10 protein-coding genes and 1 pseudogene are annotated in these 12,453 nt (G+C 65.3%); 6 read left to right on the forward strand and 5 right to left on the reverse strand.

Translation table 11 applies throughout. The features are described 5' to 3' along the window. Nucleotides 1–44: 44 nt before the first annotated feature. The 3 genes from ettA to gcvA all read right to left on the reverse strand — a co-directional run bounded on the left by ettA (nt 45) and on the right by gcvA (nt 3,196). The gene (ettA, locus tag H0X95_RS18825) at nt 45–1,712 is read right to left on the reverse strand and encodes an energy-dependent translational throttle protein EttA (RefSeq protein WP_006494122.1); all 1,668 of its coding nucleotides are present in this window, start codon (nt 1,710–1,712) and stop codon (nt 45–47) included. 168 nt (nt 1,713–1,880) lie between these two features. Further along, complete coding sequence (locus H0X95_RS18830; protein WP_059723921.1) at nt 1,881–2,189, reverse strand: DUF3761 domain-containing protein; 309 nt, start codon at nt 2,187–2,189, stop codon at nt 1,881–1,883. A gap of 89 nt (nt 2,190–2,278) precedes the next feature. Further along, nucleotides 2,279–3,196 carry a transcriptional regulator GcvA gene (gcvA, locus tag H0X95_RS18835; RefSeq protein ID WP_034201062.1) on the reverse strand — a complete coding sequence of 306 codons (918 nt, stop codon included), beginning with the start codon at nt 3,194–3,196 and terminating at the stop codon, nt 2,279–2,281. Nucleotides 3,197–3,389: 193 nt separating this feature from the next. Here gcvA and H0X95_RS18840 point away from each other — a divergent pair, with 193 nt between their 5' ends. The 6 genes from H0X95_RS18840 to H0X95_RS18865 all read left to right on the forward strand — a co-directional run bounded on the left by H0X95_RS18840 (nt 3,390) and on the right by H0X95_RS18865 (nt 11,307). Beyond that, the gene (locus tag H0X95_RS18840; RefSeq protein WP_059723920.1) at nt 3,390–4,658 is read left to right on the forward strand and encodes an MFS transporter; all 1,269 of its coding nucleotides are present in this window, start codon (nt 3,390–3,392) and stop codon (nt 4,656–4,658) included. 81 nt (nt 4,659–4,739) lie between these two features. Then, on the forward strand, nt 4,740–5,087 hold the full coding sequence (locus H0X95_RS18845; RefSeq protein ID WP_058901217.1) for an MmcQ/YjbR family DNA-binding protein: 348 nt from the start codon (nt 4,740–4,742) through the stop codon (nt 5,085–5,087). Between the two features lie 376 nt (nt 5,088–5,463). Continuing rightward, nucleotides 5,464–6,855, forward strand: coding sequence for a GABA permease (gabP, locus tag H0X95_RS18850; protein ID WP_058901218.1), 1,392 nt, complete (start codon nt 5,464–5,466; stop codon nt 6,853–6,855). Between the two features lie 253 nt (nt 6,856–7,108). Next, nucleotides 7,109–8,320 carry an MBL fold metallo-hydrolase gene (locus H0X95_RS18855; RefSeq protein WP_059723918.1) on the forward strand — a complete coding sequence of 404 codons (1,212 nt, stop codon included), beginning with the start codon at nt 7,109–7,111 and terminating at the stop codon, nt 8,318–8,320. 361 nt (nt 8,321–8,681) lie between these two features. Further along, on the forward strand, nt 8,682–9,839 hold the full coding sequence (locus tag H0X95_RS18860; protein WP_230878238.1) for an STY4528 family pathogenicity island replication protein: 1,158 nt from the start codon (nt 8,682–8,684) through the stop codon (nt 9,837–9,839). 604 nt (nt 9,840–10,443) lie between these two features. Then, entirely contained in the window at nt 10,444–11,307 is an 864-nt protein-coding gene (locus H0X95_RS18865) for an integrase domain-containing protein (protein WP_196446136.1), read from the forward strand. A gap of 15 nt (nt 11,308–11,322) precedes the next feature. Here the strand turns inward: H0X95_RS18865 and H0X95_RS36295 are convergent, their stop codons facing one another. Together H0X95_RS36295 and H0X95_RS18875 are read right to left on the reverse strand one after the other, a co-directional pair. After that, entirely contained in the window at nt 11,323–12,315 is a 993-nt protein-coding gene (locus H0X95_RS36295) for a restriction endonuclease (RefSeq protein ID WP_330165498.1), read from the reverse strand. Between the two features lie 21 nt (nt 12,316–12,336). After that, nucleotides 12,337–12,453, reverse strand: a pseudogene (locus tag H0X95_RS18875) (IS5/IS1182 family transposase); the annotation flags it as partial.

Below are 12,453 nucleotides of genomic sequence, written 5' to 3' on the forward strand. Positions count from 1 at the left end.
CCAGCCCCGCGTGAGCGCGAGGCCGGATGCCCGGGCCGCGCCGGTCAGCGGCTGATCGGCTTGTAGCGCAGTCGCTTCGGCTTCGCGGCTTCCTCGCCGAGGCGCGCGCGCTTGTCGGCTTCGTACTCCTGGTAGTTGCCGTCGAAGAACGTGACCTGCGAATCGCCTTCGAACGCGAGGATGTGCGTCGCGATCCGGTCGAGGAACCAGCGATCGTGCGAGATCACCATCACCGAGCCCGCGAATTCGAGCAGCGCGTCTTCCAGCGCGCGCAGCGTTTCGACGTCGAGGTCGTTCGACGGTTCGTCGAGCAGCAGCACGTTGCCGCCCGAGATCAGCGTCTTCGCGAGGTGCAGGCGGCCGCGTTCGCCGCCGGACAGGTTGCCGACGATCTTCTGCTGGTCGCCGCCCTTGAAGTTGAAGCGGCCGATGTATGCACGCGACGGCGTTTCGTACTTGCCGACCGTCAGTACGTCGGCGCCGCCCGAGATTTCCTCGAACACCGTCTTCGAACCGTCGAGCGCGTCGCGGCTCTGGTCGACGTACGCGAGCTTCACCGTCGGGCCCATCACGACTTCGCCCGAATCCGGCTGTTCCTTGCCGGTCAGCATCTTGAACAGCGTCGACTTGCCGGCGCCGTTCGGGCCGATGATGCCGACGATCGCGCCGGCCGGGATCTTGAAGCTCAGGTTGTCGATCAGCAGGCGATCGCCGAACGACTTGCTGACGTTCTTGAACTCGATCACTTCGTTACCGAGGCGTTCGCCGGCCGGAATGAAGATTTCCTGCGTTTCGTTGCGCTTCTGGTATTCCTGGCTGCTCAGCTCCTCGAAGCGCGCGATACGCGCCTTCGACTTCGCCTGACGCCCCTTCGGGTTCTGGCGCACCCACTCCAGTTCCTTCTTGATCGCCTTCTGGCGTGCCGATTCCGACGCTTCTTCCTGCTTCAGGCGCTCTTCCTTCTGGTCGAGCCAGCTGCTGTAGTTGCCCTTCCACGGAATGCCGTGGCCGCGGTCGAGTTCGAGAATCCACTCGGCCGCGTTGTCGAGGAAGTAGCGATCGTGCGTGACGGCGACCACGGTGCCCGGGAACCGCACCAGGAACTGCTCGAGCCAGTCGACCGATTCGGCGTCGAGGTGGTTGGTCGGTTCGTCGAGCAGCAGCATGTCGGGCTTCTCGAGCAGCAGCTTGCACAGCGCGACGCGGCGCTTCTCACCGCCCGACAGGTGCTCGATCTTTGCGTCCCACGGCGGCAGGCGCAGCGCGTCGGCGGCCACTTCGAGCTGCTGCTCGGGGCTGCCGCCGTCGCTCGACGCGAGGATCGCTTCGTATTTCGCCTGTTCGGCCGCGAGCGCGTCGAAGTCGGCGTCCGGTTCGGCGTAGGCCGCGTAGATTTCTTCCAGCTTCTTGTTCGCCTGGAACAGGTCGCCGAGGCCTTCCTCGACGGCTTCGCGCACGGTCTTCGTCGGGTCGAGCTGCGGCTCCTGCGGCAGGTAGCCGATGTTCAGGTTCGGCATCGGCGTGGCTTCGCCCTCGATGTCCTTGTCGACGCCCGCCATGATGCGGATCAGCGTCGACTTGCCCGAGCCGTTCAGGCCGAGCACGCCGATCTTCGCGCCGGGAAAGAACGACAGCGAGATGTCCTTCAGGATCTGGCGCTTGGGCGGCACGATCTTGCCGACCCGGTTCATCGTGAAAACGTATTGGGCCATTTCGGTGTGAAAGTCAGAAGTGGTTGAGACGGCCGCGCAGCGCGCGGGCTGGCGGCGTCGGGTGATTCGGTACGGAGCGTGCCGCGCGGGGCGCGGCGGTGCGAGCGCGTATTGTACTTCGCCGCCGGCTGCCGCTGGCACCGCGCAGGCCATTCGGCCGACCCGCGCTCACAGCCACGCGGCGACGCCGCCATGCCCGGAGCAGGTGCCGCGCCGGTGGCGGCTGAAGCTGTACGTGCCTTCTCGGCAGCGCGCGCTCGCGCCGTCCGGCACGCGGCCCGATTTCGAATGCGCGGGCGCATGCACGGTTTCGCCGTCGCGGTTGCGATAGGTGTCGTGACGGTCGAGATCGGCTTCGTCGCCGTAGCCGGGCGACGCGCGATAGGCGTGCGCGGCAGGCGGCAACGCGGTGCACGCGACGAAAAGCGCGGCGGACAGGGTCGCGACGTGGGTCGCGCGGCGAAGCAGGGCACGCATGGTCTCTCTCGTTCTGTTCGTTGTTATCGATGTCGGGCCGACGGCCCGCGCCGCATGTTAGCGGATCGGCGCCGGGGCGCCGCGCGACGCTACGCCGCGCCGGCCATCGACGCCGCGCCGTCGGCCTGCGCGGCATCGAGAATCCAGCGGCGGAACGCGGCAACCTTCGGCCGTTCCGCGTGATGCGTCGGATAGACGAGGTAGTACGCGAAATCGTCGAGCCATGCGACGTCGGCAAGCTGCACGAGCCGGCCGCTCGCCAGTTCGCCGCGCACCATCGCCGCCGGCAGCAGCCCGGCGCCCTGGCCGGCGACGATCGCCTGCAGCAGCAGGCCCGAGTCGTCGAACGCGGGGCCGCGCGGCGGGCCGAAATCGTCGATTCGCTGCGCGCCGAACCAGATGTGCCAGCCCTTGCGTTCGGCGTCGTGTAGTTGCGGCCAGCCGACGAGCTCGGCCGGCGTCGCCGGCATGCCGAGCCGCGCGACGAGGTCGGGCGACGCGAGCGCGACGATTTCCACCGTCAGCAGCCGTTCGCTGCAGAGCCCGATGTAGCGCCCGAGGCCGTGACGGATCGCGACGTCGACGCCGTCGCGCGCGAAATCCGCGAGCGCGTGGCTCGTGACGACCTGCAGGTCGACGTCCGGGCAAGCCTGCCGGAACTGCGCGAGGCGCGGGACGAGCCACGCGGATGCGAAGAACGGCGTCACGCTCACGGTCAGCACGCCGCTGTCGGCGGCGCCCGACACGCGCTGCGACGCGTCGGCGATCTGCCGGAACGCGTTGCGCACGGGCGGCAGGTAGTCGCGGCCGGCGGCCGTCAGCAGGATGCCGCGGTTCACGCGCTCGAACAGCTGCACGCCGAGATGCGTCTCGAGCGTGCGGATCATCTGGCTCACCGCACCGGGCGTGACCGACAGCTCCTCGGCCGCCGACTTCACCGACAGGTGGCGGGCGGCGGCTTCGAAGGCGCGCAACGCATTGAGCGGCGGCAGGCGCGAACGGTTCATTCAGTTTTTCTAAAGCGAAAGGTCGACGAAATATCGTTTGAGACGACGCGTACGCGCGAGTACCGTTGACGCATCGGATCGCCCGTTTCACGGCTGCCCGCCGGCGGCCGATGCGATCAACATAGTTCAACTATATCCACGAGGCAATCCGGACGCCGCCCGGCAGCCGGTGGAACCCGAAAGGAGCATCGTCATGAACCGCCCGGGCGCATCGCGCCTTTTCTACGGCTGGTACGTGGTGGCGGCTGCGTTCGCCGTCACGTTCGTCGGATTCGGCAGCGCGTACACGTTCAGCGCGTTCGTCGAGTCGCTGCAGCGGGATTTCGCAGCGTCGCGTGGCCAGATCTCGCTCGTGTTCTCGCTCGCCGGCTTCCTGTACTTCGGCTTCGGCATCGTCAGCGGGCCGCTGGCCGATCGTTTCGGCTCGCGGCGCCTCGCCGTGGTCGGGATGTTGCTGACCGGCGCGGGGCTCGCGGCCGCCGGCGCGGCGCGCACGCTGCTGCAGGTCTACGTCGCGTACGGGCTCGGGGTCGGGTTCGGCGTCGGCTGCGCGTACGTGCCGGCCGTCGGCGCGGTGCAGCGCTGGTTCGTGCGTCGGCGCGGGTTCGCGTCGGGGCTCGCGGTCGCGGGGATCGGCGTCGGCACGCTGGTGATGCCGCCGCTCGCTTCCGCGCTGATCGCGCAGGTTGGCTGGCGCGGCGCGTATTTCACGCTGGCCGCGATCGCGCTCGTGCTGGGGGCCGGCATGTCGCTGCTGATCGAGAACGACCCGCGCGGGCGCGGATTGCTGCCGGACGGCGAGGTCGCCCGTGACGGCGGCGGCCGGCATGCCGGTGCTTCGCCGGCCGCCCCGAACGCGCCAGCCGGCGCGACGGTGCGCGAAGCCGTCACGTCGCGGCCGTTCGCGAGCCTCTACGCGGCCTGCCTCGTCTGCTCGTTCGGCGTGTTCGTCCCGTTCGTTCACCTCGTGCCGTACGCGCTCGATCATGGCGTCGCGCCCTCGACGGCCGTGCTGTTGCTCGGCGCGATCGGCGTCGGCAGCACGGCCGGCCGCTTCTTCCTCGGTGGCCTCGCCGACCGCTTCGGTCGCCGCGCGTCGCTGCTCGCGATGTTCGCGGGCATGGCCGTCGCGCTGGTCGCGTGGGCGGGCGCCGGCACCGTTGCGACGCTCGCTGCGTTCGCGCTCGTGTTCGGCGTGTTCTACGGCGGCTGGGTCGCCGTGCTGCCGGCGGTCGTGATGGACTATTTCGGCGGGCGCAACGTGAGCGCGATCATCGGCATCCTGTACACGAGCGTCGCGTTCGGCACGCTGGTCGGGCCGGCCGCCGCCGGCTTCGTCTACGATGCGGGCGGCGGCTATCTCGTGCCGATCCTCGCGAGCGCCGCCGCGAATGCGATCGCGTTCGCGATCGTCGCGACCACCGGGCGTGCGCCGGCCGCCGCCCGCGCGGCCGGCGGATAGCGCCGCAAGGCTGGGTGCGTCGCGCGATTTCCGGTAGGGTGGCCGGATCGTCAACCATCGACGCATGGTCGGGGAGGCATCGTGACATTCGACGAAGTCCGGCAGATCGCACTGGCGTGGCGCGGCGTCGAGGAAGGCAGGTCGTACGGCACGCCCGCTCTCAAGGTGAAGGGCAAGCTGCTCGCGCGGCTGCGCGAGGACGGCGACACGCTCGTCGTGAAGGGCGTCGGCCCCGACGAGCGCGCGTGGCTGATCGAATCGGCGCCCGACGTGTATTACGTGACCGATCACTATGTCGGCTGGCCGATCGTGCTGGTGCGCCTGTCGGCTGCGCATCCGGACGCCGTGAAAAACCTGCTTCTGCGAGAATGGCACGCAATCGTGCCGGCGCAGTGGCGGAACGAAGCCGCCGCCCGCGACGCGAATTGAACGGCGCGCCCGGCGCGCGAGGCGCGGCCGAACCGGAGCAAGCGTTGCATCGGTTCGCATCGATGCAACGAGTGGTTCCATCGAAATGCTTCAATTGGTTCTTAGTGAAGAACCGTTTGATGCTTACACTCCTTCGCTTCGAAGGCGGCTGACGACAGCCGACGGAACGGGCGTACGCGATGCGCCGGCGCCCGGTGCGCCGCATCGCACCCGCAGCTTCGCAGACTGCGCGGACGACCCGGCCGGAACGGCCCCATCCGGCCCATGCCCGCGTGCGACGCACGCGCGGTCGCAGCCGGATTCAAGAACGACAACTCCCCGCGCCGCCTTCACGCGACACCCGGTCGTATCGGAACCGTTTTTTGGAGAGAGACAGATGAGTGGAAGCAACACAGGCCTCGGCACCGGCCTGAAGCAGCGTCACGTGACGATGATGTCGATTGCCGGCGTCATCGGCGCGGGCTTGTTCGTCGGCTCCGGCCACGCGATCGCGGAAGCCGGGCCGGCATCGATACTCGCGTATGCGATCGCGGGCGTGCTGGTCGTGCTGGTGATGCGCATGCTCGGCGAAATGGCCGTCGCGCATCCGGACAGCGGGTCGTTCTCGACCTATGCCGATCGCGCGATCGGCCACTGGGCCGGCTTCACGATCGGCTGGCTGTACTGGTGGTTCTGGGTGCTGGTGATCCCGATCGAGGCGACCGCCGCCGCGACCATTCTCAATGCGTGGTTCCCGGGCATCGCGACGTGGATCTTCGCGCTCGGCATCACGCTGCTGCTCACCATCACCAACCTCTTTTCCGTCAAGAACTACGGCGAATTCGAATTCTGGTTCGCGCTGATCAAGGTCGTCGCGATCGTCGTGTTCCTGTGCATCGGCGGTGCGGCGATCGTCGGCATCATTCCTGCGCCGACCGTGTCGGGCGTGTCGAACCTGTTCGTGCACGACGGCTTCATGCCGCACGGCGCGAGCGCGGTGCTCGCGGCGATGCTCACGACGATGTTCTCGTTCCTCGGCACCGAGATCGTGACGATCGCGGCCGCCGAATCGGACAACCCGCAACGCCAGATCGTGCGCGCGACGAACTCGGTCATCTGGCGTATCACGCTGTTCTATCTCGGCTCGATCCTCGTCGTCGCGGCCATCGTGCCGTGGAACGACCCGCTGCTGCCGAAGCATGGCTCGTATCAGCGCGCGATGGAGCTGATCGGCATCCCGAACGCGAAGGCGATCATCGACGTGATCGTGCTCGTGTCGGTCGCGAGCTGCCTGAATTCGGCGCTGTACACCGCGTCGCGGATGCTGTTCTCGCTGTCCCGGCGCAAGGACGCGCCGGCCTTCCTGCATCGCACCGATTCGACCGGCACGCCGCGCGCGGCCGTGCTCGCGTCGACCGCGTTCGGTTTCCTGACCGTGATCGCGAACTACCTGATGCCGGAGCAGGTGTTCGGCTTCCTGCTCGCGACGTCGGGCGCGATCGCGTTGCTCGTGTATCTCGTGATCGCGATCTCGCAACTGCGGATGCGCAAGACGCTCGAAGCGGGCGGCGCCGACCTGACGCTGCGGATGTGGCTGTTCCCGTGGCTCACGTGGGCCGTGATCCTGTTCATCTGCGGCACGCTGACCGTGATGTTCGTCAGCGAGGAGCATCGGATGGAAGTCGGCGCGACGGCCGTGCTCGCGTTGATCGTGCTGTTCGCGTCGTGGCTGAACAAGCGTGGGCGCGATGCGCAGGCGAACGCCGGGCGGCGGGTGTCGGCGACGTGAGCGCGCGAGCGGCCGGATGCGATAGCACCTGAGTGATACGGCCCGGAAGTATCGTGGCCCGACCGGCGTGTGCCGGCCGGGCTTTTTTTGTTCATCAAGGATTACCGGGTAACGGCCCGGCCGGCGTCCGCTCGGACGGCCGCGTCGCGGTCGATTCATTCCTGTTGGGAGATAAATCATCGACAAGCGGGATATTTGTTACCGAGACAGTTTCATTTATTCTACGGGCTCACCACCAATCAAGAGTCCGACCATGTCGATCCGTCATCTGTTTTCTTCCGCACTCGCGGCGACTGCGCTGCTCGGCGCCGCATCCGCAAGCATCGCTGCCCCGCTGACCGTCGATGTCTACAATCCGGGCGCGCATGCGATCTTCCCGGTTTCGTCCGAAATCGTTTCGGGCAAGACCGAGGCGATCCTGATCGACGCCCAGTTCCAGCGCAACGACGCTCAGGCGCTGGTGAGCCGGATCAAGGCGAGCGGCAAGACGCTCAAGGCCGTCTACGTGAGCCACAGCGACCCCGACTATTACTTCGGGCTGGAAACCATTCACGCGGCGTTCCCGGATGCGAAGATCGTCGCGACGCCGCAGACCGTCGCCGCGATCGCGGCCAGCAAGGACGGCAAGCTCGCCTACTGGGGCCCGATCCTGAAGGACAACGCGCCGGCTTCGGTGATCGTGCCGCAGCCGCTCGACGGCAATACGCTGCGCGTCGACGGCGAGCCGCTGCGCATCGTCGGGCTCGACGGCCCGACGCCCGATCGCACGTTCGTGTGGATTCCTTCCGCGCGGACCGTGGTCGGTGGCATCCCGGTCGCCGCGAACATTCATGTCTGGATGGCCGACACGCAGACGCCGCTGTCGCACGCGAACTGGCTGGCGACGCTCGACCGGATCGATGCGCTGAAGCCGGCGCGCGTCGTGCCCGGCCATTTCCTGCCGAATCGCGACGGCGGCCAGCCGTTCACCACGGGCGTCGCGTTCACGCGGAATTACGTGAAGGCGTTCGACCAGGAAGCGGCGCGCGCGAAGGATTCGACGACGCTGATCGCGGCGATGGAGGCGCGCTACCCGGATCTCGGCGAGAAGCCGTCGCTCGAGCTGAGCGCGAAAGTTGCCAAGGGCGAGATGCAGTGGCCCGCGCCGGCGCCGTTCCCCGCGGCGGGCAAGACGGTGCGCGTGCAGTTCGGCGCTACCGCGTTCGACCTGAACTTCAAGGACGACAGGACGATGTCGTTCGTCGGCACGGCCGGCCAATTCAAGGGCGTGACGGATACGGTGCAGTACACGGCGCGCGAGGTCCGTCCGCAGGTGTACATGGTGTACTGGCATGAGCCGTCCACCGGCTCGAACGTCGTGCACGTCGAGGATTTCGAACGCGGTGCGGTGGATACGAACATCGCGATGAAGGATGGACAGTTCCTGCATCTGTCCGGGACGCTGAAGGTCGTCGGTCGGGAATGAGTCGGTCTTCCGCCGTCGAAAAGAAAAAGCCCGCATTCAGCGGGCTTTTTTACGCTCGATGCGACAGCAACGCTCAGACGTTGATCACACGTTTAAACGTTGATCGGTCGGCAAAGGGCCGTGAATGCTAGGTTTCACGGGGAAATCGGGCCACGGCCTTTGCGGGAATCGCTGGAAGTACCCCCAGTTGTACCCCCAAGGGGGTATCGGGATGATAGATCAGTCTGGATGCGGGTGCCAGCGCCGCGCCTGCCGGATAAAACGGTTATGGCGCAGACCACATTGTTGGCTGACGCCTGGAACGGTACGCGATGAGATGCAGGGGAACGGGCCGCCGTGGCCCAGACCTTGGAGAACCCTCATGGCAGACCATCACACCCGCCATAACCCGCTGGGGCAAGACGCCCTATTCGCCACGCCGGCCTCGCTCATGCTCGATGCCCGCCTCACGCCATTGGAGCGCAATGGCTGGCAGGTTCTCCGCATGCTGCGGTCTGCCGAGGGCATCAGTCCGCTGGCAAATCTGGGGCAGTTGCGCCGCTATCTCACCTCTACCCCGCTGGGGCAGCGGGCCGGATACGAGACGGCTTGGCGTGTCCTCATCGTGCTTCGGCTGACGGGGTGGATCAGTCTGGTAGGCCAGCACCGCGATCCTCTGACGGGGCACGTACTCAGCGAGTTGTATCAGGTTCACGAAAGCGCTCTGGACTTCCAGCAGGCCTGCGCGCTCGATGCCAGTCTGCCCGCGCTTCTGCAAGCCTCCATCGGCCACGAAAACAACCAGGTGGATCGGGTGGCCGTCCACATCCAGGCAACGCAGGCGCAAGCGCCTGAAGCCGTTTCCATTGCGGCCCACGATCAGCGCCACGATGACGATGATTTGCCCCCTACGCCGCCGTCGCAGGCGAGCGAGGCAGCCGACCCACTGCCATTGTCTGGCGATTCCGCTGGCAGCACGCTTGTTCCGCAACAGACCGGACACGCTCGCCACATGACGGCTGAGCAGGGCGGTACGTATAAGACGTATATGTATAAAAAAGAACGTACGTACCGCGCGCGCGAAGGCGATGGCGATTCAGTATCGCCTTCGGTGAGCTTGCCGCCTTGCCTGAGCAATGCTAAGGCAGATCAGCAAAAGGACGTGCAGGCCGCCTTGCGGCGGCTACCGCCGCAACATCGCCAGGAGGTACTCGACGAGTTGCAGGCACGCAGCCAGAGCGGCACCGTGCGCAATGTCGTGGCCTACTTCTTCGCCTTGGTGAAGCGCGTATTCGCTGGCGAATTCCGCCTGTGGGCAGGTCGTAAGGAGATGTCTGCCACCCCGCGGACTGCCGAGAATCGGACTGCAGCTCCGCCGCGTACCGAAGACCGCCCAGAACCGACTGCGGCACCGGCATCGCGTGAAACTGCCCTGGCGCACATCGCCAACATCCGCAAGATGCTGAACGCCTCGACGAACGCTGGGGACATCGCAGCGCAGGCAATGCAGGCCAGGGGATGGCAGCCGCATCCTGCGTAGCAAATGCTGCCGCAAAACGCGGGTCGTCACTGCACGCCGCAGTGACGACCCGCGCAACACCGCCAACAATGCGGGCAAAAGCCAGTTCCTATTGCGTGCGGCATACATGATGATGGCCGCCCTAAACTGCCCGGGCAGTTGCCAAGACCGATGGGCTTCGTACATCGGCATCCCCGACAGCGCAGGTTCCTGCAAGCGCTGGCCTGTCAGGGCGGAACCACCCCAGGTATGCCCAGGCTCCGATCGCATACCGGCCCTATCCAGGGGCGGAGCCTTCCTCGTCTGCTTGCACTCATCCCTTGCGCGCCGCCTGGCGCACTGTCCCTTGCGGCAATGGCCTGTGCGCAACGCACAGGACTCCGGCTGCTTTTTTCATCCCACTCACTTCATAGGAGGACTCGTACACGTTCACATCACTTTCGTCTTGCAGTACCTCCGTCCAAGCTTCCAGCAGGGAGCAAGACGGACGCCTCATTCGAGGCTCTGGTGTCTCCTGAACACCATGCCCTTGCCCTCACGGGATCTCGCCTTGGCGAGTTGGCACCAACACTAACCATTGAGTTTCAGGACAACGCAGTACAGCGCTTTGCTTGGAGGCCGGAAGATGGACGACTTGACCTATACCCTGCGGCAGCTTTGCCAGCGCAACCGTGACGGCGGCCACAACACACAGGCTGACCGGATGCGTTCTCTCTCGCTGGCTGCGCGGCAACTACGCGAGGCCGGTTTCCGGCAGATGAAGGCATCGTCGCTCAAGGGCAAGCACGTCCAGACGCTGCTGGATCGCTGGCAGGGCGAAGGTTTGTCGTCGGGCACCATCAAGAATCGGCTCTCTCATCTGCGCTGGTGGGCCGAGAAGATCGGTAAGGCCGGCATCCTGCCGGCGGACAACACGCAACTCGGCGTGGCCGAGCGCCGCTATGTGACCAACATCAGCAAGGCCCGCGAATTGGGCACAGGTCTTGAGCAGGTCACCGATGTCCACGTGCGCATGAGCCTTCAGTTACAGGCCGCCTTCGGATTGCGTCGGGAGGAAGCGATCAAGTTCCAGCCCTGCTATGCGGATCGGGGTGATCACATCGCCCTCAAGGGATCGTGGACGAAGGGCGGCCGGGAGCGAACTGTGCCCGTCACCACGTCAGAGCAACGCGACGTGCTCCTGGCAGCGCACCGTCTGGCGACTACCGGGTCATTGATCCCGCCACACAAGACCTACATCCAGCAACGGCACGTCTACGATGGACAGTGCAAGGCGGCGGGCCTGAGCCATACGCACGGCCTTCGTCATCAGTACGCGCAAAGCCGCTATGAGACTCTGACGGGGTGGCCTGCACCCGCAGCGGGAGGGCCACCCGTCAGGACGCTGAGCGATACACAGCGAACCCAGGATACCGCAGCACGACAAATCATCAGCCGAGAGCTTGGGCACGAACGGCTGCAAGTTACGGCTGTTTATCTCGGAAGATAAACAGCTTGGCGCCCGCTACTTCACCACCTCCATCAGCTTGCCGAAACTGTCCACCACATCGTACTTGACGTTCTCCGGGGCGTAGCGGCGGTTCATCTCGTCGAAGAACTTGCGGGCGCACTTGATCTTGGTCTTTTCGATCTCACGCAGGTCCATCGAGGACATGGACCCCTTGGTTTCCGCCACGAAATAGATGTGCTTGACAGCGCCTTCCTTGAAGCTGATCGCCCAGTCTGGGTTGTAGTCACCCACGGGCGTGGGAATGAGGAAACCGCGTGGCAACTTGGCATAGACCACCACTTCATTTGCTGTGTCCAGCTCTTTCACGAACTCTCGCTCTACCTTCGAATCCGTCAGCACATAGTCGTAGATGTGTCGCTGGAGCTTGTTGCCGGCCTTGCTGAAGTCCTGCTTGGTCTGCCCGGCGGTGAAGATGTCGAGGTCGAACTTGCCCTCAACTGGGTCGTAGGCCAGGTGTTCGATGATGACCGTGGCCTTCTGTTCGTTGATGAGTCGCGTGGCCTCGGCGATGAAACTTTCCGGGTTGGTCTTGAACTGTGCAAAAACCGCGACGTTAATACCTTTGAGGATTTCCGCCACCGTGCGGCGAGTCAATTGAGTACCTTCGGCCAGCTTGCCGATCAGGTCGTACTTGACCGCTGAATGAATCGACTGCTTGTTGTATTCGGTCTTTGTCTCGGAAACTTTGAAACCATCTCCACGCTTTAGCGCCTCGCCAGTCACCTGGTCGATCTGTTCACCTGCCTGGATGGTGTATTGCAGCGGTGTCACGCGCAGGGCTGCGTCCAGCTCCTTGACCGCCTTTTGCACCAGCTCGTCCGAGTCGAAATCGACACTGTAGGCCGCCTTGCGGTTGATGCGGTGCCACAGCGCCTTGAACTCCTGCTTGTCGAAGTTGGCGTTGAGCGGGTTCTTCTTGGGTTTGCGGTCGTCTCCGATGTCGGGCAATTGGCTTTCGCTGAAGACGCTATCCACAAGCGTAAACACTTGGCCGCCTAAGAGACGGTTTCATAAAGACTGATCGGCCCGCCGAAGGGTATTCCAGCAGATCAGACAGCAACCGAGTTTGAGGAACGCGCCGTGAATGTCTGCACGGCGCTCGAAACGAATACGGAGACGACGGAA

The organism is Burkholderia sp. 9779_493, from assembly GCF_015712215.1.
Taxonomy (GTDB): Bacteria; Pseudomonadota; Gammaproteobacteria; order Burkholderiales; family Burkholderiaceae; genus Burkholderia; species Burkholderia cenocepacia.

Coding starts and splice junctions, on each gene's coding strand:
- gabP (WP_058901218.1), top strand. CDS start 5,464: ATGAGTGGAAGCAACACAGGCCTCGGCACCGGCCTGAAGCAGCGTCAC.
- H0X95_RS18830 (WP_059723921.1), bottom strand. CDS start 2,189: ATGCGTGCCCTGCTTCGCCGCGCGACCCACGTCGCGACCCTGTCCGCC.
- H0X95_RS18840 (WP_059723920.1), top strand. CDS start 3,390: ATGAACCGCCCGGGCGCATCGCGCCTTTTCTACGGCTGGTACGTGGTG.
- H0X95_RS18865 (WP_196446136.1), top strand. CDS start 10,444: ATGGACGACTTGACCTATACCCTGCGGCAGCTTTGCCAGCGCAACCGT.
- H0X95_RS18860 (WP_230878238.1), top strand. CDS start 8,682: ATGGCAGACCATCACACCCGCCATAACCCGCTGGGGCAAGACGCCCTA.
- ettA (WP_006494122.1), bottom strand. CDS start 1,712: ATGGCCCAATACGTTTTCACGATGAACCGGGTCGGCAAGATCGTGCCG.
- H0X95_RS18855 (WP_059723918.1), top strand. CDS start 7,109: ATGTCGATCCGTCATCTGTTTTCTTCCGCACTCGCGGCGACTGCGCTG.
- gcvA (WP_034201062.1), bottom strand. CDS start 3,196: ATGAACCGTTCGCGCCTGCCGCCGCTCAATGCGTTGCGCGCCTTCGAA.